The organism is Allobaculum sp. Allo2 (genome assembly GCF_022701175.1).
Taxonomy (GTDB): Bacteria; Bacillota_I; Bacilli_A; order Erysipelotrichales; family Erysipelotrichaceae; genus Allobaculum; species Allobaculum fili.
Window position 1 is genome coordinate 177393 of record NZ_CP078088.1, and the last position, 24362, is coordinate 201754.

The 24362-nt window shown below is 53.1% G+C and carries 17 protein-coding genes and 3 pseudogenes; 3 read left to right on the forward strand and 17 right to left on the reverse strand.

Annotated elements, in window-relative coordinates; all coding sequences use genetic code 11:
• Positions 1 to 332 precede the first annotated feature (332 nt).
• Positions 333 to 566: a TetR family transcriptional regulator gene (locus KWG61_RS16850; RefSeq protein ID WP_367614300.1), complete on the forward strand. Its 234-nt coding sequence runs from the start codon at positions 333 to 335 to the stop codon at positions 564 to 566.
• Complete coding sequence (locus tag KWG61_RS01145; RefSeq protein ID WP_242744693.1) at positions 563 to 1246, forward strand: hypothetical protein; 684 nt, start codon at positions 563 to 565, stop codon at positions 1244 to 1246. The genes KWG61_RS16850 and KWG61_RS01145 overlap by 4 nt, the downstream gene beginning before the upstream one ends.
• A gap of 137 nt (positions 1247 to 1383) precedes the next feature.
• Here the strand turns inward: KWG61_RS01145 and KWG61_RS01150 are convergent, their stop codons facing one another.
• Positions 1384 to 1863, reverse strand: a complete 480-nt coding sequence (locus tag KWG61_RS01150) for a YbaK/EbsC family protein (protein WP_230266878.1) — start codon at positions 1861 to 1863, stop codon at positions 1384 to 1386.
• Between the two features lie 417 nt (positions 1864 to 2280).
• Between KWG61_RS01150 and KWG61_RS01155 the strand changes: the two genes are divergently transcribed.
• Positions 2281 to 5910 (forward strand): discoidin domain-containing protein, encoded by a 3630-nt coding sequence (locus tag KWG61_RS01155; protein ID WP_230266879.1) that lies wholly within the window; start codon positions 2281 to 2283, stop codon positions 5908 to 5910.
• A 599-nt stretch (positions 5911 to 6509) separates the two neighbouring features.
• Here KWG61_RS01155 and KWG61_RS01160 read toward each other — a convergent pair.
• The 16 genes and pseudogenes from KWG61_RS01160 to guaA all read right to left on the reverse strand — a co-directional run bounded on the left by KWG61_RS01160 (position 6510) and on the right by guaA (position 24177).
• Positions 6510 to 6833: a hypothetical protein gene (locus tag KWG61_RS01160; protein ID WP_242744694.1), complete on the reverse strand. Its 324-nt coding sequence runs from the start codon at positions 6831 to 6833 to the stop codon at positions 6510 to 6512.
• A gap of 455 nt (positions 6834 to 7288) precedes the next feature.
• Positions 7289 to 8299, reverse strand: a pseudogene (locus KWG61_RS01165) (glycoside hydrolase family 43 protein); the annotation flags it as partial.
• Complete coding sequence (locus KWG61_RS01170; RefSeq protein WP_367614301.1) at positions 8263 to 10032, reverse strand: Ig-like domain-containing protein; 1770 nt, start codon at positions 10030 to 10032, stop codon at positions 8263 to 8265. The pseudogene KWG61_RS01165 and the gene KWG61_RS01170, both read right to left, overlap by 37 nt.
• Complete coding sequence (locus tag KWG61_RS01175; RefSeq protein ID WP_242744697.1) at positions 10020 to 11876, reverse strand: glycoside hydrolase family protein; 1857 nt, start codon at positions 11874 to 11876, stop codon at positions 10020 to 10022. The genes KWG61_RS01170 and KWG61_RS01175 overlap by 13 nt, the downstream gene beginning before the upstream one ends.
• Before the next feature lie 649 nt (positions 11877 to 12525).
• Positions 12526 to 13884, reverse strand: a complete 1359-nt coding sequence (locus KWG61_RS01180) for an MATE family efflux transporter (protein WP_230266881.1) — start codon at positions 13882 to 13884, stop codon at positions 12526 to 12528.
• Between the two features lie 242 nt (positions 13885 to 14126).
• The gene (locus KWG61_RS01185; protein WP_230266882.1) at positions 14127 to 15296 is read right to left on the reverse strand and encodes an aminotransferase class I/II-fold pyridoxal phosphate-dependent enzyme; all 1170 of its coding nucleotides are present in this window, start codon (positions 15294 to 15296) and stop codon (positions 14127 to 14129) included.
• 274 nt (positions 15297 to 15570) lie between these two features.
• Positions 15571 to 16323, reverse strand: a complete 753-nt coding sequence (locus tag KWG61_RS01190; RefSeq protein WP_242744698.1) for an amidohydrolase family protein — start codon at positions 16321 to 16323, stop codon at positions 15571 to 15573.
• Positions 16298 to 16513: a hypothetical protein gene (locus KWG61_RS01195; RefSeq protein ID WP_242744699.1), complete on the reverse strand. Its 216-nt coding sequence runs from the start codon at positions 16511 to 16513 to the stop codon at positions 16298 to 16300. Before KWG61_RS01195 ends, KWG61_RS01190 begins: the two co-directional genes overlap by 26 nt.
• The gene (locus KWG61_RS01200; RefSeq protein WP_242744700.1) at positions 16510 to 17004 is read right to left on the reverse strand and encodes an amidohydrolase family protein; all 495 of its coding nucleotides are present in this window, start codon (positions 17002 to 17004) and stop codon (positions 16510 to 16512) included. Before KWG61_RS01200 ends, KWG61_RS01195 begins: the two co-directional genes overlap by 4 nt.
• Before the next feature lie 155 nt (positions 17005 to 17159).
• Positions 17160 to 18761, reverse strand: coding sequence for a peptide ABC transporter substrate-binding protein (locus KWG61_RS01205; RefSeq protein WP_242744701.1), 1602 nt, complete (start codon positions 18759 to 18761; stop codon positions 17160 to 17162).
• A gap of 309 nt (positions 18762 to 19070) precedes the next feature.
• Positions 19071 to 19544 (reverse strand): adenine deaminase C-terminal domain-containing protein, encoded by a 474-nt coding sequence (locus tag KWG61_RS01210; RefSeq protein WP_242744702.1) that lies wholly within the window; start codon positions 19542 to 19544, stop codon positions 19071 to 19073.
• Positions 19457 to 20827, reverse strand: a complete 1371-nt coding sequence (locus KWG61_RS01215) for an amidohydrolase family protein (protein WP_242744703.1) — start codon at positions 20825 to 20827, stop codon at positions 19457 to 19459. The genes KWG61_RS01210 and KWG61_RS01215 overlap by 88 nt, the downstream gene beginning before the upstream one ends.
• A 431-nt stretch (positions 20828 to 21258) precedes the next feature.
• On the reverse strand, positions 21259 to 21804 hold the full coding sequence (locus tag KWG61_RS16655) for an acyltransferase (RefSeq protein ID WP_288339703.1): 546 nt from the start codon (positions 21802 to 21804) through the stop codon (positions 21259 to 21261).
• A 76-nt stretch (positions 21805 to 21880) separates the two neighbouring features.
• A pseudogene (locus tag KWG61_RS01225) lies at positions 21881 to 22366 on the reverse strand (GNAT family N-acetyltransferase); the annotation flags it as partial.
• Between the two features lie 20 nt (positions 22367 to 22386).
• A complete protein-coding gene (locus KWG61_RS01230; protein ID WP_242744704.1) occupies positions 22387 to 22554 on the reverse strand; it encodes a hypothetical protein in 168 nt (55 codons plus the stop codon).
• Between the two features lie 84 nt (positions 22555 to 22638).
• A pseudogene (guaA, locus tag KWG61_RS01235) lies at positions 22639 to 24177 on the reverse strand (glutamine-hydrolyzing GMP synthase).
• Positions 24178 to 24362 lie beyond the last annotated feature (185 nt).

Genomic DNA, 24362 nt, shown 5'->3' on the forward strand with positions numbered 1-24362 from the left:
ATCGTAGTTAACACGCGTATTCATATATCCAATAACCGAAGGAATCAGCAGAAGCGTAGCTACAAGCAAGATAATATTCCGGTATTTAACAATAAATTTTGAACACTTTTCCATAACCGTAAGTACCTGTTTTTCACTGGTTTCCTTTCACATCACCCATCCTATTCAGTTTTTGACCATCGGTCAATATTTACGCCCGTATCCCTTTCAGACACTTTATTCCCTATGCCTAAAAATGACTATCAGTCATTTTTTATATTTTTAAAGGTTCGGGTGTATACTGAAGCCATGTCAGGAAAAGCCGAACAGAATAAACTTCATAAAAAAACAGCCTGCTCAGCGCTGCGCTTGCCCTTCTTTCCAGCCGGGATCTGGCGGAAGTCTCCATTTCGGACATTACCAACCGGGCCGGCGTAGCGAAAGGCACTTTCTATTCTTTTTCAGGGATAAGGAAGAGATCCGGGACTATCTGGTCGACCGGGAATCCCAGCGCATTGTCCGTAATGCGCAGGACCAGCTCGACGAGGAAGATATCCGAAACTTTGACGATGCGGTCATTTTCATGATTTCCCGCATTCTTCAGCAGCTCTCCGACAATCCCCTGCTTCTGCGTCTGATCCGCCGCAGCCTTTCCATGGGCGTCTTCCATAAGGAACTGCAGAGCACCCTGGGTCAGGGCGGTCTCGATCTGGCGAATCGCTTTGAAGCCAAGGCCCGCGAATGCGGCGTGAAATTTGAAAATGCCCAGCTCGTCTATTTCATGATTCTCGAACTGACCGGATCCGTCTGTTATTCCTCGATTGTGTACGGCATCCCCTGTTCGATTGAAGAACTCAAACCCGTTCTGTTCGATACCATCCGCGCCATTCTGGCTTCGGCCAAAGAACCCGCAGGAGGACCCCCTGCATTAGTACCTGCATTAATACCTGCATTAACGATTGAAAATACCCGTACCCCGTGTGCTGAATCCATACAAAAGGAGATCCGTTCCAGCAAATTGCTGAAAATGGATCTCCTTTTTCCTTTCTGTTCCTGGTTATTCCACCGTTTTCCGGTGAATCGCGTCTCTCCTTCTCTTCGCTCATTGGAAAGAGTAAACGCAGCGAACAAGAGTTCAGCCAGCGCATTTTCGCGTTTCCTTCACCAGTCCCCGCTCTCTTATTTTTGTTTTCTCCTTCAATCAAGGAGAATGAGGGATTTTTCCGAAATGGCGTTTTCTGCAATCGAGGGGTCAGGCGGTTCTTAATTCTGAAACCAGTTTCCCGTAATCCCGTTTCCTTCGAAAAGGGATCCTCGATCGCTGGCTATAGCTGTCACCTTCGTCTTTATGGATCGTTCTGCGAACCGCATCCTGTATTTTTCCTGATCGATTCCTTTACCTGTCTAAGCCTGTTCCAAAATCTTGCAGACGTCGACCCAGCTTTCGGCATTGGCGTATCGATACAGTTCCTCGAGGTTCATACGAATGGCGCTGTTCGAACTGCCGCAGGCTGGATAGACATAGTCAAAGCGGCGCAGCGATTCATCGAGACAGACGCGAACGTCTTCCGGATTAGCAAACGGACACACGCCGCCGATCGCATGACCGGTTCGCCCTTCCACATCTTCGGCATTGAGCATGGAGGGTTTCAGTCCGAACGTTCTTTTGAATTTTCCGTTATTGACCTTCGCATCGCCGGCAGCCACGATCAGAATCGTATCGTTCTCCGGTCCATAAAAGGAAAGCGTTTTGGCGATATGTTCCGGCTCGCACCCCAGCGCCTGTGCGGCAAGCTCTACGGTCGCGCTGGACTGATCGAGTTCAATGATTCGATCGGCGATATTCTGCGCTCCAAATGCTTTGCGTACATTTTCAATAGACATGAATACTCCTCTCTCTTTTCTTTACTCGGATACTCTGCTGTTCCGCCCTCCAGATTTCTGGAGGCTTTTTTTGGATCGTCTTCCGTCCAGAAGCGGAATTCAATAACAGATTTTTCGCCTTTCCTTTCCCGTTTTCAAGTTCTCCGGAAAGACTTGCCTGTCTCCATGGCGAAAAGCCGCAGATTTTGCGCAATTCTGCGCTCTGTTCCAAGGACAGTGATAGTCAAATTGAGCTTTCCTGCTGCAAGAATGCAAAGAACACTCTCAAAAATGAAAAGAACCTTCTTCTGGCTATGGATATGATGAAAACAAGTGAAAGCGATCGTACGGTGCAGGAATCGGGCGCCTGCAGACGACAGACAAACCCGCTTTGACTCACTTTCGATACACACGATACACAAAGGAGAAAAGGAAAAGATGAATAAACGATTTCGAAGAGTTTCTTCGGCGGCGCTCAGCCTTCTGCTGATTGCCTCCCCGGTTTCCCCTCTGCTCCATACGCTTCCCGTTCTGGCGGAAGAAACCGAACTGGCCGAATCCTATACGTTTGACGGAACGGCTTCGACACGCGTCAGCATTACCGATCAGCTTCCCGCCTATGGCGAAGCCGATACGATGATCTGGTCCGGAACCTTCCAGGCGAACGCTTCCAATAACGCCATCGTGGCGCTGATGTCGGTCTGCGGCAATGACAACGCCAACGACTACATGACGCTTTATGTCCGCCCGGGCACAAACAAAATCGGTTTTGAATTCCGTAAAGTCACCGGTGCGAGTTACAAAGTATCGCAGGAAGCCAATTTGCAGGTGGGAACCGACAAACACGAATTTGAACTGGTCGTTTCCAGCAAAGGCTATTTTCTGACGGTTGACGGCGAAGAACTGATCGCTTCCCGTCAGAGCGGGGCTTTAACTTTAATGAACTGCGGGTATACCGATCTGCGCATGACCCTTGGCGGCATGGACCGCACCGGAAAAAGTTCCATGTCCGACAACTGGTTTTTCAACGGAACCATGACGAATGTCGCCGTAAAACTCGAACAGCGCGACGTTCTTCCCGAAGCGTTTGCAGAAATCAGCGGCGCTTCCTTTGACGGCAGTCAGATGCAGGGCAAAACGGCACCGCTTCCCGAAGGACTGAATGCGACAGACGGCTGCAGCGCGGCGGTCATTTTCCGGGTAAACAGCAGCGCCGAAGGCTTCATGCCTATCGCAAGTCTGAAATCGGCCGATGCTTCGACGATCTATACGCTAGGTACGACAGGAGATTCCCTCCAGCTTCAGATCACGGCCAGCGGAACCGTACAGTCCGTAAATCTCGATTATCCGGCGGGCACGCTGTACACTGGCGGCGCTCATACCGCCGTTGTGAACTTTACGAGCACCGGCGTTTCCGTTGTCCTCGACAGGCAGGCGGCCAAAGTGATCGAACAGCCGTTGTCTTTAAACAGTCTGACGCAAATTGAACTGGGCAAGAGCGCGGATGCCGCGCTGAATGGCGACATTACCGCCGTGAAGTTTTACAATCACGCGCTTTTGGAAGAAGAAGCAGCCAATGTAACTCAGTTTACGACCGGCCGGCTTCCGAAAACGGGCTATCGAACGAGCATTCTTTCCCTCGTTCAGCCAGGCGACTACGGGTCCGGATACTACCGCATTCCCTGTCTGGTACGCACAAACAGCGGCGTCCTGGTGACCGCAGCCGACAAGCGCAACGATACCCAGATGGACCAGTACAACATCGACACTATCGTTCGCCGCCGGGTAGACGGCGAGTGGAAAGAAGGCCAGGTCATCATCGACATGCCGGATATTGAAGGAACCGGCAGCGAACAGAAAGACTCCAATACGATCGATGCCGAACTGCTCAACGCGACTCTGCCGGACGGTACGAACCGTGTCTTCTGTCTGGTGGACTTCTTCCCGCAGAACATCGCCTGCCTCATGAACGGTTCCGACCTTTCTCTTGGTCACGGCTATATGGATGTGAACGGCAAGAAGTATCTGAAACTGCTTAACGATGACGAATCCGAAGTGTACACCGTACGCGAAGGCGGTCACATCTTTAACGCTGCCGGCGAAGATACGGGAGCGACCTTCCGGGAAAATTCAGACGGATCGATCGGAAACCGCGACTACGGCTGGCTGACCGGCCCGAATGGCGAAGACTGGGGAAGCTGCTGGATGTACAGCGGCGAAGATAAAGGTCACCTGCATGCGGTCCGCAACCAGCATCTGATGCTTACGTATTCCGATGACGACGGCGAAACGTGGTCTTCGCCAAGACTGATCACCGATCAGGTCAAGGAAGACTGGATGAAGTTTAACGGAACCGGTCCGGGACGCGGCATTCAGCTCGAACACGGCGAACACGCCGGACGCCTTGTCTTCTCGACGTATTCCATCGCCAACAACTTCAACTCGCAGGCCTCCAGCATCATATACTCGGATGACTATGGCGAAACGTGGACACGCGCCCGCTCGCCGCTCGAATGCGCAGGCGCCGACATCAGCAGCGAAACGTCCGTCGGCCAGTATGGTGTAACGACCGAAAACCAGGTCGTTGAACTCAATGACGGTTCCCTGCTCATGTTCATGCGCAACTATTCGGGCAAAGTCAAAATGAGCAAATCCACCGACGGCGGCGAAACGTGGGGAGCAATCACTCAGACGGCGGTTACGGATGTGTATTGTCAGGTTGCCGCGACCCACACGAACTACAACGGCAAGGAATACGTGATTCTCGCCACCGCTCAGGGCCCCGGACGCACGAACGGCGCCACAACCGTGGGCGAAATTCAATCCGACGGAACGATCGACTGGAAAACGCCGAAGCAGTATTCCATCGGCTCCAACCAGTACGGCTGTCTGGAAGTCGTTGACGACGGCGTGATCGGCCTGATTTACGAAGCCGATGATGAAGCCGGCGCGCTGGCCATGCGCTATACCGAGTTTTCCATGGACTATCTGCTCGATGACGACGGACCGGCCGCAACCGTTCCGGCTAAAACGAACATGATCGTGACATGCGATCACAAAAACGGCGATGAAAATCAGGTCAAAGCCGGCGATACGTTTGAAATCACCTTTGAACTGAACGAACCGGTTTTCGTCAGCGGCGAACCAACGTTAAGCCTCACCTTCCAGCCGCTCAATACGCTCCTTCCTGCCGAAGCGCGTCAGGCCGTCTATGTCAGCGGCAACGGCACGAACAAGTTCAAATTCAAATACACAGTATCCGAAAGCGACCGGGCCGGCGAACTGTATACGGAACACATTGTCCGCGATGATCAGGGACAGCCGGCCAGGAGCTACTACGATGTGGAAATGTACACCCGCCGCACAACCTATCTTGGTTCCATCGGCCAGCTGAGTGCGGACTGGACCGATGCATCCCGGGATATCGCCGGCGCCCAAGCCATTGAAGGCGGCATTTCCAGCTGGGGCGATGTGGCCAACGCTACCGACGGCAGGGAAAACACCTTCTGGCATTCCTCCGGGCAGAGCGATGCCTATCTGCTCATCGATCTGCAGGATGTCAAAGCCATTAGCGGTCTGCGCTATTTGCCAAGGCCGACAGGAAGTACGAACGGCGATATTACCGAATACGAAATTTCCGTCGGCATGGATCCAGACAGTCTGCGTGTAGTCAAATCCGGAACCTGGACTACGCCCAAGGAATGGAAAGGTACGCTGTTCACACCGGTTTACGCCCGCTATGTCCGACTGCGCGCCATTCGCGGTACCGGCGGATTTGGCAGTGCGGCCGAAGTTCGCATTCTTGCAGCCGGCGACGACGAAACTGCCCTCTTTACGGACAATTTACAAACCGCGATGGCAAAAGCCAGTTCGCTGCTTGAAGGCGATATGTCTTCTTTCCATAACAAATCGAGTGCGCAGGACGCTCTCGAAACCGCAGTAGAAGCAGGCTGGGCTGCCCTTCGCGACTACCAGTCGCAAGAGGCGATCGACGATGCGGCAGACGCTATTCATTCCTTGCTGCTCGATCTGCGCAAGCTTCCCGATCCGGACACCCTGCCCGAATAACCGCTCTCTTTCTTTTCACCATTTTTCAGCTGTGCTGCCTGGCCAGTACGGCCGTAAAGGACAGTAAAGCCGGAACAGGCGAAACTGCATAATGCAGTCGCCTCTTCCGGCTTTTTCTGTGCAGTTCCAGCCAAGTCGCGGACAGCTGGCCAAAACGGCGCACAGAAAGCGCCCGGAACAGAGAAAAGCCAGACTGCAGAAGATCACAGTCTGGCTTGAAAAAGCGAAGAAGGAAGAAGCAGGGTCGAAAACCTGTTTCTTGAACCTGCTTCTAAAACGTACTTCTGAACCTTACTTTGGAAGGTTTGCCGAAGACGGCGTTTTGCGCAGAGCGAGCAGTGCACGGTTGAGCGTGATGCAGGAGGCATCCAGTTTGGCCTGATCGTCTGCTGCATCTTTCGTTTCGAGTGCTTTGGCTTTCAGTGCAGCAATCGTATCCTGCCCGGCTTTGCCGAAGTCTGCCGTCCTGAGCGCATTGGCTTTGGCAAGAATCTGATCGATCAGCGTGTAGTCCAGAACGGCTTTCTTTTCGAGTGCGTTCAGAGCATCGTTCAGCGTTTTGGCCGCCGCATCGAGATCGGCCTGGCTGTTCTTGTCGCTCAGTGCTTTTTCGCGGCGTTTACTTTCTGATCCAGAGCCGCCCAGTCGGTCGTATCCACATAGCTGTCGCGGTCGAGTTTTTCTGCTCGATCGATTGCGGCGCTCAGTGCTGTGGTATTCAGACTGGCTTTTGTAACCAGCGCATCCATCGCGTCGTTCAGCGCTTTGGCTGCAGCGTCGATTTCGTCCTGGCTGTTCTTATTTTCCAGAGCGGTTCTGGCGCTGGCGAGCGTTTCATCAAACGCATCCCAGTCGGTTGCGCCGATGTAATCGCTGCGGATCAGCTTGTCCGCCGAAACAATCGCTGTGCTCAGCGCATCCACATTCAGGCTGGATTTAGCTACAAGGCCTTCGATCGCCTGCTCGAGACGGGCTTTTGCAGCATTGATATCGGTCTGTGTGCTCAGGGCATCACGGCCGGCGACAACTTCGTCGAGAACGGCCTTGAAGGCTGCCCACGAAGCTGGCGTGTAGTCCGCTTCATTTTTGCCTGGGCAATCTGAATCTGGGCATCGAGAGCTGTAAAGGAAAGTTTAGCGGAAGCCTTGAGATCTTCCAGCGTCCAGTTGGTCGCGCTGCGGATGCTCATCTTGCCGTCCTTGCCAATTTCGACAGGCAGCCATACGTAGCCGGATGTGCCCAGAGAGCTTCTGGTCCAGCGGTCGCCCATGTAAATGAACTTGCCGTTTTCCAGATCTACCGGGATGAAGCAGGTGGATTGCGTATGGAATGTTGTCTTGGACGTGTCATTGACACAAGGATCGCCGACGACGGTCCATGGGCCGAGCGGATGATCCGCCATGGCGTACTGCGCCTGGTTTGGATCCCAGCCGGTGCATCCGGACGTCATCAGATAGTACTTGCCATCGTATTTGAACATAGCCGGAGCTTCGCGGGAAGAATTGATGAAGTTGCGGGTGTAATCGGTAGCGGCGACTTCTTCTGCCGACAGTCCGGTTCCGTCCACGCCGCCTGTGCGATCCTTCGCCAGTCCGGTGTAGGCGTCATTGAGGCGGGCGATATACATCGTCGCGTTCATATCCGAGGAGTAAATCACATACGCCGTTCCGTCCTCGTCCTGGAACAGGTTCATATCACGGACTGCACCGCCGGTACCGTCAGATCCATGATCGGATACATGTTCCGCCGCGTAGAGACGGACGGTGGAAACGAGCTTGAACGGACCTGTAGCGCTGTCGGAAACCGCAATGCCGGCGCGGGCACGGCCGTAGCTTCCGCCGCTGGACGGGGTACGTCCATCCGAGTGGAACCACATGACATACTTGCCGGTATCTTCGTTATAAATGACTTTCGGACGTTCCATGACACTGCGGTCGTTGGCGAGATTCCAGTAGGTTTCTTCCGCCTTGTTTTCGTACTGCGGATCGTCTGGTTCTTGATCTCCGCAGTCGCCATAGAGGGCGCTGAAATACGGATCGGTTTCGAAGATGGAGTAATCGGCTTTGTAGCCTTCATTCTGATCTTTTCCGTAGTCTTCGCTGCTCACCGGAACGGTACGGAGGACAACGCCTTCGTCGGTCCAGTTGTACAGGTCATCGGACGTGTACAGATGAACACCGGCCATCGGGGTATAGCCGCTTGCACGGTCTTCGCCGTACCACGCCCATTTTTCCTGGCCGTCGATCTTCAGTTTCTGGACCTGACCGCCGTGAGCCTGAATGTAATTGCCGTTGTTGTCGACCCAGGCGCGGTTCGAATCGCCGCCAAAGGACGTGTAGGTGAAGGTTTCCTTCAAGCTGTCGTAGGCTTTTTCCATCGCGCGGTACATATCGCGCAGTTCTTCCTGCGTCGCGCCTTCTTTGGTGATGAGCGCCTGCGCTTCAGCTTTTGGGCGTTGTAGGCGTCGAGGCTGTCCTTGCCGAAGGTGCGATCGGTCATGTCTTCTGCCTGTTTTGCGAGCAGAGCGGAAAGGGTTTCGCTGGTCCATTCCGGAGTTGCCTTGACGATGACATAGCTGATCAGCGGGTCGGCGTACTGGCTCGTGCGGTTCGGGTTATGAACGAATACATTGAGTTCGCCGTCATTTACGGTAACGTCCCAGGTCTGTTCAACGAGCTGACCCTTGGTCAGGGTAAGACCCGATTTTACCGTCTGATCTTCGAGAACGACATCGACTGGACGGGTATCCCACGGGTTTTTGAAGCCGAGAGTTACGGTGTAATCGTCATTGACGCGCTCTGGAAGTTCAAAGCTGAATTTGAAGCCGGACTCTCCGCTGACGTAGTCGATCGAATCGCTGGTGTACAGATAGCTGTCTTCAAGCGAGGTGGAATTGCCGCCGGCGGCCGAAATGGAATGTACGCCGTCTTCCTCGAGACCCCATTTGAGACCGGTCAGCGTATCGGTTTTCAGTTTCTGGGAAACCGAAGACTGATACAGACCGCGCTTGATATTGGATGGAGTTACGGACGGATCCGTAGTTCCGGCGTTGAAGACGTAAAGAATGCCGTCGTTGGCCTGAATTTCCTGTTCGGTCCAGGTTTTCGCCGGGTTGGTGATGTCCTGAATCTTGTCGGTAAGCGATTTGGTCAGATCGTCTACACCCTTCTGCGTCGTTTCCGGATTGCGCAGCGCATCGAGAGCGGACTGATGCAGATCGCCAAGCACCTTGATGTCCGCTGCCGAAGCCTTGCTCAGATCGAGTCCCTTGATCGCATTGACCGCATCCTGCAGAGCGTCGGTATCGAGCACTTTCGAAATTTCGATGAAAGCGAGCGTCGGGTCGGGCTGGCCGGACTGCTTTCTAATGACAAGAATCGAATCACTGTCGCCGGAAACTGTGGCCCGACCGGTGAAGGTATTCCAGTTGTTGCCGCCGTTCCAGGTGTTGGACGAACCGAGTTTTGTTTCGGTATCGCCCTGCTTCATATAAATATCCATCTTTCGGCTGGACGTTGAATCTTTCCACCATTCCTTAAAGCCAAGGCGGATCGAATACGTGCCGGCTTTGAGCGGGAACGCGTACTGAATGGCCTGATTGTTATAGGCGTACCAGCCGGAATCGTAGCTGTCATTCACGCTTGAGCTGCTGTGTTTGCCAAGATCCTCGACGTAGCCCCATGTCTTTCCGTTTTCCGGATCATATTTCTGATCATAAGTCTCGTTGAGGATATGGCTGGTTTCTACGGCTTTGGAATAGCGCGGGGAGCCGGCGTTGTTGCAGTCGACTACCCAGGAAAGCAGCGGAGAAACCGTTTCGATTTTGCAGGAAGCTTTGATCGCTGTGCCGCTGACGGTGCCTTCCAGCGTTCCGTTCGAGCTGAGAGACTTGCCTTCGGTATCCCATACGACGGTTTCTTCCGTCGTTGTATCGTCAGACCAGTTTGCCGAAACGGTCTGCGGCAGACGGGCATCAAAGCCGGACGGTGTATATACGGTCACGGAATCGAGACCGATAATCGTCGCGCCGACGGGTGTTACCCGCACGCCGCATTTGGCCATGAGGCCGCCGTCTTCTGTGACGGCACGGATAGTCGTTCCGCCTTTGGCTACAGCTGTGATTTTTCCGTTTTCATCGACGGTCGCAGCGGCCGGGTTCGACGAAGTGAAGGTGACCTTTTATTGGTCGCATTTTCCGGTGTGATCGTCACCTGCAAAGAATACGTATCGCCCGGATGGAGATCGAGTTCATCCTTGTCGAGAGCAATGCCGGTCACTTCCGGTGTCTCCGGTGTAGAGGCGAACACGAGTTTTACACCCTGGTCATTGGACGATTCGTTCGATCCAATGTGCAGGCGCGTACCGTTTTTCGTTGCGATCGCAAACGTGATTTCTGTGACATCCGGATTTTTCTCGAGATACTTCTGAATCAGTGTGCCGACCGGGATACGAACTTCCGTATCCGTATCATCCACCGAGAACGTTTCTGATTCGGCTTTGCCAAGATCCTGGTCTACCGCCGGCTGGTTGTACCATGTCACGGCGTTTTCTACGGAGGTGCTTCCGCCGCCGTTATCGGTTCCATCGCCGGCGACCCAGTTCGAGTCCGCCACAGCCGCCTGCAGCACTTCTTCTGTGGCGCTTCCTGCATGTCTGGACTGATAAATGATCGAAAGATCCGCATCGATCCTGGAAAGATCGGAAGGCAGAGTGTTTTGATCTAACGCATAGCGAACGAAAGCAATTTTGCAGTCGTAATCGGAATTGGGTCGTTCGCCTTCGCCAAGCAGGCCCTGCGAAGCGTTGCCCTGAACCTGAAGGAAGGCTTCGGAACCATAGTTCTTTCCGGCTTCCTCACCCCAGGACTGAATATGGGTATCCGACTGAGCCGCAAGACCTTTGCGGTTTGTCGAAGCCGGGGTATATTCATCGGTTTTCGCAAATTCAGCGAGCGCTTTTCCGTTGTAGGGAATAACGATAACCTTGCTTCCGTGTTCATCGTTGCCGCGGTCATCGTCCTTTTCAGAGTCAATAACGGCCAGCGTCATGGCTTTGAGCGTCCCGTCTTCAATGTAGACGCCCGGACGTTCCAGTTTGGTCCAGGAGTTTTTCGTTCCATCGGTGTACTGCAGATGCTGAGCCATCGTTTCGGCGCTGTAGGCTGTACCCGTATGCAGAGTCCAGTCCTGAACGCCGTCGTAGCTCGTCAGATAGTAGGCATACTTTTCCTGCCAGTTGTTTACAACAATGTGATACATGCCGTCGGAATACCAGAGAACCGGGTCTTCCAGCGCGCTCGTGTTCATTCCCGGAATGTCCCACCACAGTTTCTGACGCTGCGTCGTCCAAGGACCGCGTACCGAAGCAGCAGTGGCAATATCACCGTCACGGCCGGTCGCCAGATACGTGCCGTCCGGACGCTGGGTAATGGTAACGTTGCTCAGACGGAACTTGCCGTCGGTCTCCATGATTCCGACGTGTTCCCATGGTCCGTCGAGCGATTTGGAAATATGAATGGATCCGTTCATCTGATCGCCGTGCAGACCGGTATCGCTGACGGAAATCGCGTAGCGATAGCCTTCCTTATAGGCTGGATCCGTTTTGGAAATTTCAAAAGCGAAGACGTTATGACCGGCGCCTTCGTAGTAATCCGGCCAGAGCATGCCCTGATCGGTATACGGGCCTTCCAGATTGTCGCTGGTCGCATAGACCGCTACCGATCCGCCCCAGCCGCTGTGGCCGTTGGCCTGATCCCAGCGGGAGGCGAACATGTAGTATTTATCCTTGCCCGTTTCGGCATCCGTTCCCTTAAGGATGGTGCCGTCCCAGTAGCAGTAGTTCGCCAGGGTGCGGTCTTCCAGACCGTTGTCCTGGTCGCGTTTTCCGACCAGAGGAACGCCCCAGACATCGTCTTTGAGTTCGCTCAGAATGGTCATCGGCATGAAGCCGTCGACAAATGAGGCCATTTTTGTCGTTTCCTGCGAACCGTCGTCGGATGCGTCATTTTGCGCGGGAGCGGGGAACTCTGCGCAAGAATCGACATCGGCGTACCAGCCATCAGCAGTGCAGCAAGCAGACAGCTCGTTCCTTTTCGAAAAGATTTGTGCATAAATTTCCTTTCCTTATGGTGATGCGGTCGTGTCCTGACCCTCCCGTGCTGCCAAAACCTGGTTTCGATTCCGGCAGGCCAGACGGCAGGACAGACTTTCTCAGTTTTACTAAAACCGCTGTACCTTTACGCTATTCCGAAAGCGCTTTCGGATCAAGTCACATTTTTCGTCGAATTCGAAAACGCGTGTGTTTTTCTGTAAATTGGGCAAAAAGCAAAAATGCACAGGATAAAAATCGATCATAACCTTTATGTATCGCACAAAAGGACAAATCTATCCCTTCTCTTTACGCGCGGCGATCCCGACATCTCTTTTGGCATCGACTAAAAATCCAGTAAATCAGCAGGTAAAATATGGTAAACAATCCCAGAGGCGCATGGAAAAAGGCGGCTCGTTTCTGTTCGAAAACAGAGGCGAGCCGCCTGAATTTCTGGAAAGAGAAATAAAGCAGAATAGGAAATCTATGGAGAACAGGAATTCCGGCCAAACGATCTGAGCTATGTCCTTATTCCAAAGCCTTGCCGTGCGGACGATCCCAGTAGCCGTAGCGCGGATTCATCTTCCACAAATACCAGAAGGCGACAATGGCGGACAGGCCTTCCGCAACCGGCGATGCCAGCCATACACCCTCAAGCTTGAAGAGAAACGGAAGTCCGAGAATGCAGGCCGTCTGAAAGAAGAACGTACGCGTCAGCGAAAGAATCGCAGAAACGACTCCGTTATTGAGAGACGTGAAGAAGCCCGACATCAAAATGTTGAAACCCGTAAACAGGAAGCTGAACGCGTAAATGCGAATCGCGTGAATCGTCAGATTCATCAGCGTCGGCGAATAGGAAACGAAAACCATGCTCAGCTGGCGGGCGAACACTTCTGCGCCTGCAAAAACGAGCAGACTGCCGACGATCGTGATTTTCATGGAAATGCCCAGCAGGTTTTTGAGTTCCTTATGATTTTGCGCCCCGTACTGATAACCGATGCAGGGACCAACGGACATCGTGCAGCCGAAGAAGACGGCAGTACAAAGAAACGTGATGTACTGAATGACGCCATACGCGTTGACGCCGTCCGATCCGATCAGCCGCATCAGCTGCCCGTTATACAGCATGAGTACAAAGGAAGCCGAAAGGTTGGTGACCATTTCGCTCATGCCGTTAAAGCACGACTGCCCAAGCGCCTTCAAGCGCCAGGAAAAGCGGACGAAATGAATCGGCGCTTCCTTATGCCGGAAAAACCAGATCAGCGGAATGATGGAACTGGTAATCCAGTTGATCGCCGTAGCCGCCGCGGCGCCGAAAATGCCCATGTGTCCCCAGCCGATCAGGGCAAAATCCAGAACCATGTTGGAAATGCCGCCAAACAGCGTAATCGCCAGTCCCAGTTTCTGCTTGCCCGCCGTTACGAGGAAAGACTGAAACGACGTATGGAGAAAGAAGAACGCCTGAACGGCAATAAGCGGAGCCCCATACAAAATACAGTCGGCCATCAGCTCATCGGTCGCACCCAGAAGGCGGCTGATCGGTTCCAGAAAGACCAGGGTAACGGCCGCAACCACAATGCCGACCAGCACTTCAAATACGATCAGCATCGAAAAGTATTCACACGCCAGCTGCTGCTTGCCCTCGCCAAGCGTCTTGGAGATGAGCGCGTTGCCGCCGCTGCCGATCATGAAGCCAAACGCACCAAGCATCCCGACCGCCGGCCAGATCAGGTTGAGGGAGGAAAAGGCCTGATCGCCGACCAGGTTGGAAACCGCCAGACCATCCACAATGGTATACAGCGAAGTAAACACCATCATCACCATGCTCGGTAAAGCAAACCGTAAAATCTTCGGCAAGGTAAAGTGATCCGCAATTGTCATTTTCATCCTCTGTCCCCTCCTTCTTTCCGGCTCGATGCATCGAAGCAGAATGCCCGATCGAGCCTTATCTTTCGGATTTTTAATCTTTTTTGCGCGTGGCTATATTTATAGCATGCATAAAAATTCTCTTCAACTCCCGCATTCCGACCGACTGTCTCTGTCCTGCAGGTTGCGCACCGCAAAAAGCACCTGGATTTCCAGGTGCTTAAAGACGTTCTTTCTGTTTATTCATTCCCTCTCCGCGTGTCTTAACGGAAAAGGCCCGACTCGGCAATCCGCCATGCAGCTTCCTTTACTTCCTCATCCGAACGAACGAGGGCGAAACGCACGAAGCGCTCCCCTTCCTTGCCAAAGCTGGTTCCCGCATTGACCAGAACGCCCGTCTGTTCCAGAAGAACGTTCAGGAATTCGGAAGAATCCACATAGCGATCCGGAATGGGTGCCCAGACAAACATCGTCGATTTCACGGGATCGATGGCCCAGCCCGCTTTGCCAAATTCGTCGATGAGCAGTTCGGCCCGGCGCTTGTATTCCGCGCAGACTTGCCGCGAGAAATCCCCGGACTGTTTCAGAGCCGCAATGGCGCCCTGATGAATCGGCGCAAAGCTCTGAAAATCGATGGTGTTAAGCAGCTTGGCGTACGGTTCGATCAGATCCTTATTGCCGACCATGACCGCCATGCGCGCGCCGCCCATCGAATAGGCTTTGGAAAAGGAATTCAGTTCAATGCCGATTTCCATGGCTCCGGGATACGCCAGAAAGCTTTTGCCCGGTTCGCCGTCAAAAATCAGTTCGCTGTAGGCGTTGTCGTGGACCACGATGATGTCGTTGCGGGTGGCAAAATCGACCAGCTTCTCATAAAAGGCGTCGTTGGCGACGGCACCGGTCGGATTGTTTGGATAGGAAACGACCATCATGCGCGCCCGCTTTGCGACATCCTGCGGGATCGCGTCAAAATCGATCAGATAATCGTTTTCCCGTTTCATCGGCATGTAGTACACGTCCGCACCGGCAAGAGAAGGCGCGGTACGGTAAATCGGGTAGCAGGGATCCGGAAGCAAAACCAGATCGCCCGGATCGCATAACGCCATCGGGATATGACTAAGCGCTTCCTGGCTGCCTTTCAGCGGGAAAATTTCTTCCGCTTCCAGCGAAACGCCATAGCGGCTGGCATACCATTCCTGCACGGCTTCAAGCAGATCGGCACGGGGCGAGAGCGAATACTGATAATTGTCATCGTCCAGGCACGCGTTCGCGATGGCCTGCTTTACCGCGTCGCAGGGCGGAATATTGGAAGATCCGATCGAAAAATCTATGACGGAATTTCCCGTTCTTGCCGTATAGGCTTCCTTAGCCGCAAACAGATCCGAAAACGACGGAGCGCTGATCTCTTTTACGCGGCGTGCTCCATATTTCATAGACATATCCTCCACTTTGAAAACTCATTATAGAGAGTTTGCCTCCCGCCGGCGTCGGCCCGGCGGGAATTTCTCAAATTTCGCCCCATCCCGCTCAAAAACTCCCTGAAAAAAGCGTTTTCGATCTGTGTTCCGTTCGGCCTTTCGACTCTGTCTTTTGACGTCGTCTGAACTCTGTATGTGTAAAACGAGAACCGAAAGCTGCTGGCAGAGAACAGGATGCAAAGCATCGGAAACCGAGAACGGGCGCGCAGGGCGAATGTACAAAGACCGGCTAAAACTTTGTGTTCAGCTTTCCGTTGACCATCGTGCCCAGTACCTCTGGACGGCTTGTCTCGGTCCATTCCTGATCCAGGAACGTCAGATCGGCCAGAAAACCCGGTTCGATTTTTCCCAGCTCGTTTTCCTGATGGGACATATAGGCGCTTTCTTCGGTTACGGCCGATCGAATTTCGTCCATCGTCAGCGCATCGGGCATATGCAGGGCCCAATAGGCATTTTCAAACACATCGCAGTCTTCAATCGGGCAGTCGGTCCCCATGGACAGGTGCGTACCGCGCTTGAGCGTTCCAAACGCGTAGCTGGTCGCAGCCTTTTCTTTTCCGACCCGCGATTCAACGACCGCCTGATCCGCTTTCCAGAATACCGGCTGCGCGTAAACGCAGATGTGCTGGTCGATCAGCCGCTGTACCAGATCGGCATCAGTAATCTGCACGTGCAAAATGCCCCAGCGAAGCGTATTTTCGGCATCCTGATAGCGCGCAAAGACATCGAGAATCTGGCGAATGGCCTGATCGCCGATCGCATGAAAGACAACCGGCCGGTCCAGTTCCTTGCACGAACGGACGAAGGCGTCCATCGCGGCTTCATCCATCGTACGGATGCCGCGATTGCCCGGATCGTCCGCATAGTCTTCCTGCATCCAGGCCGTTCGTCCGCCCAGCGCTCCATCCGCGAAGCCCTTGAACGGACCGTACGTATGCGTCGGAGTGCGATACGCTTCAAACGCGCCCATGAATTCGCGCATTTCTTTTGGATCGTTGATGTTGACCTGATGATGAATCCGGATTTTTCAGACGCTTTTTATAGAGCGGCAGGCGGCGTCTCCAGTTTCCGCTTTTCAAATCCGCCGGCTGCACCGCGGTCAGCCCCTTTTCCAGGCAGTGATCGACGGCTGCGTTGAGCTGTTCTTCTTCGTTTTCTTCGAGCAGCTTCATAAAGGGAGGCAATCGTCCTCGCTGAAAATGCCGTCTTCTTTCCAGCAGCCGGCTTTTTGCATCGCCGCGCTGTTGGCCGTAAGAATGTGCGTACAGGAGCGTTCGATGACAATCGGTATGTCGGCGCTGACGGCGTCGAGATCCGTTCGGGTCGGCATCCGTTTTTCGTTCAGATCTTCCTGATTCCAGCCCATGCCATGGACGATCCGCTCGCTTTTGTCGATCTGTTCCTGAACGAGCGTCTGAATGTCCTTCATGCTTCTCGCGTTCTGGAGCGGCGCGCAGCTGAGTGCCTGTCCGGTCATGATCAGATGAAGGTGCGAATCATGAAATCCCGGATAAATCCAGGCGCCTTTTGCATCCACACACTCATCCGACTCGTTTTGAAGGGTCTCCAGGGTTCCCGTTTTCTCGATTCGCGCATCATTGATCAGCAGCGCCGTATCATCTGGATGCGCGTAAATGTGCGCATTGAACAGTAAAGTTTTCATTTGGCTTCTCCCATTTTCAAAAGAAGAGACTGTCTCTCTTTCCTGAAGGTTTCTGTCGTATTTCGATCGTTCTTTTCGAATTTTATATATAGAAAAGCCGGAATGGGTATCCGGCTTTTTTCAGTATGAGTTTTTATCGTGAACTGGGCGAAAAATTACTCTTCGATCGTTACGTACTTGTAAACGAACGGTACGCCAACTGGGTTGTCGACGAGGTTTTTCACTTTCGGGTTCAGCAGATCGGATGCACCGGTCTGGAATACAGGGCCTACAGCCACGTCGTCCATGGCGATCTTTTCTGCTTCTTTCAGCAGTTCCCAGCGCTCTTCAGCCGATGCAGCGCTTGCGGCTTCATCGAGCTTATCGGAATAAGCGGTGTTCGGGTATTTACCAAAGTTGAAGGATCCGCCTGGGAGCAGAACGTTCAGATATGTAGTCGGGTCTGCGTAGTCCGGGCCCCAGCGGGTGAGAACGATGTCAAAGTCGCCGTTCTGCTGGGTTTTCAGACGGGCGTTCTTTTCCTGCTGAATCATTTCGATGTTCAGACCATCGAGTTTTGCGAATTCGGACTGGATGAATTCAGCGGCTGGTTTAGCAGGATCGCTTGGCTCAAACAGGAAACGCAGGCTGATGGTGTCCTTGCCGAGTTCCTTTTTCGCCTGATCAAACAGTTTCTGCGCTTCTGCAAGGTTGTCTTCGTAATCGCCGGCGAAGTAGGCTTCAGCGGTTTCACGATAGTCCTTGCCGTCTGGTCCGTTGGCCAGTGCTTTGGTTACAAAACCTTCAGCTGGGATGGATCCGTCTTTGAGGATTTCATCGGTCAGGTTGGTTTTGTCGACAACGAGAGTCAGCGCCTTGCGCAGGTTTTCGTTGGCGAGATCTTCGTTTTCAAAGTTGTACTGGAGGTACCAGAGGAAGCTTCCCAGTACAGAAGTGAAGGCTTCGTCGTCTTTGTATTTATCAACGAGCGAAGAGTTCAGACGGGCATAGTCTGCCGATCCGTTTTCGTAAGTCAGTGCGGCGGTCGATGGATCTGGAACAACGGAAATGTTGATTTCATCGAGGGCGACATCGTCAGCGCCCCAGTATTTCTGGTTCTTGACGAATTTGAGGGAGTTGCCCTTGGTCCAGTTTTCGAGTTCGAACGGACCGCAGAACAGCAGATTTTCCGGAGACAGACCGTACTGGTCGCCCTGTTCTTCTGCGAATTTCTGGTTGATGGGGTAGAACGGAGGGAATGTGGTCAGCGATACAAAATACGGAGTTTTACGGCTGAGCGTAACTTCGAGTGTCTTGTCGTCTTTTGCGGTAACTGCGATTTCATCTTTCTTTTCCGGGTCGCCCATGGCTTCATCTGCACCTTTGATGCAGGCGCCATCCGTTGTGAAGAGGTACGCATAGTCCGCTGTCGGGTCGGTAATGGTATCTTTCCATGCGTATTCGAAATCCGCCGCGGTAACGGGATCGCCGTTGGACCATTCGGCATCACGCAGATGGAAGGTATACGTCAGTTCATCGTCCGATACGTCGTAGCTTTCGGCAAGAGCCGGGACGATGTTGTGTTCAGGATCAGTGGTTTCCAGACCTTCGATAACCATGTTGATGGCTTCAAAGGACGTACCGTCGGTTGCCAGGGAGGAATCCATGGTAATGACATCGTTTTCCTTGATCAGGTTAAGAACCTGGGAACCAGTGGAAGATCCCGATGTGTTGCTCTGGTCTGTGCCGCCAGCTGGTGCGCTGGAGCAGGCCGCCATGGAAACAGCAGCCAGTGCGACTACGGACCCTTTACAATCTTGTTCATAAAGAGTTCCTTTCTTCTTTTCCACCATTATACGAATCGCAATTCAAATAACGGTTGGATTTGGGAAAACCGAAAGGAATGATTTAAATGTGTTCGCTTTTAACCGGAAATTGATTTTTCTCCTTCCGCTGTCGCTTTGCTTCAACAATCTAGTTAGCTATTTTTCAAAAACGAGGGCGCGCTTCCTCCACGCGACGCCCGCTGCCGTTCAAAACCGGATTCAGTCAGGAGAGAAAGGTAAAAACCGGTCGGAAAAGCCGCCCTACTCGTATGTGGCTCCGCTGGACACAAACGTCTGCTTTACAGTGTCAAACAGCCCTTTGTCCGTCAGACGAAGTTCCGGAATTACCGGCAGAGCCAGGAAGGCCAGACTGGTAAACGGGTCTACGCCTTTTTCAATGCCCATGGACTGTGCGAGCGCAATCAGACGATTCTGCTTCTCGACAATTTCTTCGGGTGCGGCTTCGCTCATCAGGCCGCCGACTTCCAGCGGCAGAGCCGCCTGAACGCGTCCATGAGAAGCCAGCGCATAGCCGCCGTTCATCTCGGTCAGGGCGTTAATCGCGCAGGCCAGATCTTCGCGGTTATCCCCGATCGCGATGACATTGTGCGCGTCATGCGCAAACGAGGAAGCGATGGCCCCGCCTTTCAGACCGAACCCTTTGACCAGACAGCTTTGAACAGCACCGGTTTTTCCATAGCGTTCGCAAAGAACGAGCTGACTGATGCCCAGCATGGCCAGCGGATCTTCTCCATCTTCGACGTACATCGTTCCATCGCGCGTGAGCAGTTCGCCTGGAATGAGTTCAATCCGGTGCAGATCGCCCGAGAATACCGGCAGATCGTCCGCCTGGAACGTCGGCAGATGCACGCTGTGATACAGCGGCGCAAAGCGTTTCCGCCGCTCTGCTTCGGTTTTCGCGTTTTCTGAAGACGACATGGCTTTGGTGAATTCCTCTTCGATCTGCGCGTACGGCTTTCCGTTTTGTATACATCGATAATTTCAAAGTCTTTCAGATCCTTGACGATGACCAGATCCGCCAGATAGCCGGGAGCCACGGCTCCATGTTCTTTCAATCCAAAATGGCGGGCGCTCTGAATGGTCGCCATGCAGACGGCTTCGATCGGGTCGGCCCCGACATCCACGGCCTTTTTCAGGCACCAGTCGATATGACCGCGCGTTTCGATTTCTTCGAGATGCTTGTCATCGGTACAGAACGAGCAGTTTTCCAGCGATACGCCTTTTTCGATCAGGCCCTGCAGGATGGCTTCGAGATTTTGCGCGCCCGATCCTTCCCGCAAAAACAGATGCAGACCGGCTTCCAGCTTTTCGATCGCCTCGTCGGCATTGACCGCTTCGTGATCACTCGTAATGCCCGCCAGCCGATACGCCATCAGATCACGGCCATGAACGCCGGGCGCATGCCCGTCGATGGGCCGGCCTTCAAACGTTTCCAGAATTTCCAGCATGCACTTATCTCCGTTCAGCACATCGTGAAAACGCATCACTTCGCCCAGGCCAAACACCTGATGATTTTTCACATACGGTTCCATATCCCGGGCCATAAAATCGCCGGCGCCGTTCGTTTCAAAACCGGTGGAGGGAACGGAAGAGGGCATCATCACATAAATATCGAGCGGAGAGAGCGCGGCTTCTTCGAGCATGTAGTCCAGCCCGGCTTTTCCGCCGGCATTGACGATTTCATGCGGGTCCGCCATCAGCACCGTCGTTCCCCGCTTCAAAAGCGGCAAAGAGACGCGAAGGGGCGAAGCCAGCGTGCTTTCAATATGAATATGGGCATCGATCAGACCCGGCAAAACATACGCGCCGTTCAGATCGTGCTCTTCCTTGCCGGTATACGATCCGATACCCGTAATTTTTCCGTCGTTGATCGCAATATCTTTGGATACGATCGTGTGGGTAAAGACATTGACGATGTTCGCGTTTTTCAGAACCAGATCGCTGTCTTCGAGTCCTCTGGCTTTACGTATCGTTTTCTGCATAAATTCAAGATTCATAAATGGATTCCTTCTTTATCCCCGGACAAAGAGACTGGTTCAGCGTGTTTCGAATCGTCTCGACCGCTTCAGGCCGATCCGTTTTTCGTGGACATTCTTTCCGGGGACAGGATTTTGTATTTCGTTTTCAAAGCGCCGATCTCGCCGGCCTGTTATGGAGCCGCTTTGGGGATCGGTTTGAGAAAGTATACCTTTGACCTGCATAAAATTATAAGAATCTGGTCGAGAAACTATCCTTAGAAGACATTTTCATTTTTCATCGCCTGGCCGCCTGGCCAGATCTGCCCATCAAAAAGAGCGCGTTTCCTGTTCTGGAAACGGCGCTCCTGCTTCTGCATTGGGTCATGAAAAGACCGGCTTTGGGCGATCGATCTGGCCTGTTCGATTGGACCATACGGCTAGCGGATATTCTGTCTGACCTTTTCGTTTCTTCAGTCTTTGAACTTGTCCGCATCCAGCATGCGGATGACTCTGGCCGGACTGCCGACAACAACGGCGTAATCGGGCACATCCCGGTTGACCAGCGAATTGGCACCGACGACGGCGTATTTTCCGACGGTAACGCCGGGAAGAATCGTCGCATTGGCGCCGATCCAGGCGCCTTTTTTGATGCGGATATCCGCGACGGTCAAAATATCGCGTTCATAAAAATCATGATTGTTTGTGATCAGCGCGCAGTTGAGCGCAATGCGCACATCGTCTTCAATCGTGATCTGGCCCGCACTCATGCACTTGCAGAAGGGCATGATGGAACAGTGCTTTCCGATATGAATATTGGATGCGAGATTGCAGTAAAACGGCGGACGAACGCGCGTACCTTCTCCTAAATCCGGCAGCAGTTCGTGCAGCAGCGCTTTATACTCCGCGCTTTCGGGCATGACTTGTCCCATTTCAAAAATCAGCCGGTCGGTACGTTCCCCTTCCGCCTTTCGAGCGGGATTGGGCTGGCGCAGATCCAGTTCTGTAAATTCAAACATGTTGGGTTTCTCCTTGTTCTGTATCGGTCCGGGCCAAAGTCAGAGCGGGCCGTTTTTCAGCTTTGATTGTATTTCCTCAGATTCGATCCGCCCTCTGGCATGCATAGGACGGATGATACAGACCGGTCGGCGCATAAAATTCATCGCCGACATACGTAAAGCCAAGCTTTGTAAGAGCGCGCGGATTTTTATTTTCCGGGCGATGGCCCGCAAACAGAGAATCGGCATTCAGCGTCAAAAACGCATACGCAATCACGGCCGGCGCAGCTTCCACGGCATAGCCGCGTCCCCAAAACGCGGGAAGCAGATGAAAGCCCAGCTCATACTCTCCGGCTTTTGTTCCATGCGGCCGCAGTCCATAGCATCCGACAAACTCGCCGGAAGCACACTCAAAAAGCGGCCAGTACTGCACGCCATATTCTTTATCGTTTTCGATTTCCTGAGCCAGCCGGGCGGCGATTTCGTCTTCGTCAAAGCGGCCGCCTGCGCAAATCCAGCGAGTAACCTGTTCATTGCCCCACAGCCGGCGCGCCAGAGCCAGATCCGACGGCGTCCATTTTGAAAATTCGAGCCGGTTCGTTTTTAAAAATACATTCCGTCCATTTCCATAATCTCCGTTTTGAGCTTCCGTATTGTTTCCTGCTGTCCGTTTTCTCCGTTCCTTTTCTTTGTAAAATGTACCGCTCGTTCAACGCCGCAAACCTGTTGTGCTGCAAAAGCCGAAAAAGGAGTCAAAGAAGATGCATTCACATCCGCTTTGACTCCTTCAGAGCATTCTTTAAATTTCCCGTTTTCCCGGATTTCAGAAAAAACGAGCATTTTCCCGCTTTGGTCTTATTCGAATTCGATCGTTCCAGGCGGCTTGGAGGTAATGTCGTACAGTACGCGGTTTACGTGCGGAACTTCATTAATGATGCGATCGGATACGCGGCCGAGCACATCCCATGGGATTTTCGCCCAGTCAGCGGTCATGCCGTCGATGGATGTAACCGCACGGATCGCTACCGCGTAGTCGTATGTACGCTGGTCGCCCATAACGCCGACCGAACGCATGTTGGTCAGCGCGGTGAAGTACTGCCAGATGTCCTGCTCGAGACCGGCTTTGGCAATTTCCTCACGCAGAATGGCGTCGGATTCGCGAACGATTTCCAGTTTTTCATCGGTGATATCGCCGATGATGCGAATGCCAAGACCTGGTCCTGGGAACGGCTGTCTCCATACCATTTCGTGCGGCAGACCGAGTTCTTCGCCAAGCGCACGGACTTCGTCCTTGAACAGCGTGTTCAGCGGTTCAATAAGCTTGAATTCCATGTCTTTTGGCAGAGCGCCGACGTTGTGGTGGGACTTGATCGTCTGCGCGGAATGGGTTCCAGATTCAATGACGTCGGTATACAGGGTACCCTGTGCGAGCCATTTGATGTTTTCGCCCTGCGCGATCTTGCCGGCTTCTTCATCAAAGGTGTAAATGAATTCGCTGCCGATAATTTTACGTTTCTGTTCCGGATCGCTGACACCGGCCAGACGTTTCATGAAACGGTCCTTGGCGTCGATCTTGACCAGATTGATGTTCATGTTGCGGCCAAACGTTTCCATTACGGATTCCGCTTCGCCTTTGCGCAGCAGACCGTGGTCGATGAACATCGCGATCAGCTGATCGCCGATCGCTTCGTGAAGCAGAGCGGCGACAACGGAAGAGTCTACGCCGCCGGAAAGACCAAGAAGAACTTTGTCATCGCCGACAAGATCCTTAATTTTCTTTTTCTGTACTTCAATGAAATCGTGCATGGACCAGTTTGCCTCGGCCTGGCAGATTTTGAAGACGAAATTGCGCAGGATGTCATTTCCATACACGGAATGGCGTACTTCGGGGTGGAACTGGAGCGCATAAATTTTCTTTTCTGTATTTTCCGCCGCCGCAAACGGGCAGGTTTCGCTTTTTGCGATCTGCTCAAAGCCGGGAGCCAGACGGGATACCTGGTCGCCGTGGGACATCCAGACGGTCTGTTCGGTTGGAAGTCCGTCAAAAGAAGGTTTTCGCGGGTTACCGTAATTTCTGTGCGTCCGTATTCCTTGCGGTCGGATGCCAGAACCTGTCCCCGAGGTCTTCCATGATTCTCTGCATGCCGTAGCAGATGCCGAGAAGAGGAATGCCGGATGTGTAAATTGCGGGGTCGCACTGCGGCGCGTCTTTGGCATAGACGGAGTTGGGGCCTCCGGAAAAACAATGCCTTTTACATCGCCGAGGGCTAAAATTTCATCCAGCGTCATTGTATTGGGATGCAGTTCGGAATAGACACCGAACTCACGAATCCGTCTGGCAATGAGCTGGTTGTACTGGGAGCCAAAGTCCAGAACAATAATCTTATCTGCCATTAGTCAGCCTCTCATTCTTATGGTGTTTTGATGAATCAAACGGTTTTGCGGTCTCTCACCGCTTGATCTCGATTATATCGACCGAAAACAGGCGGATCAAACGAATGCGCTCTTTTCCAGTATGCGCTGCCCAATCCGTGAACAATTCGCCCGACGAATCAAAAGTCCGAAAGATAAAGCCCGTT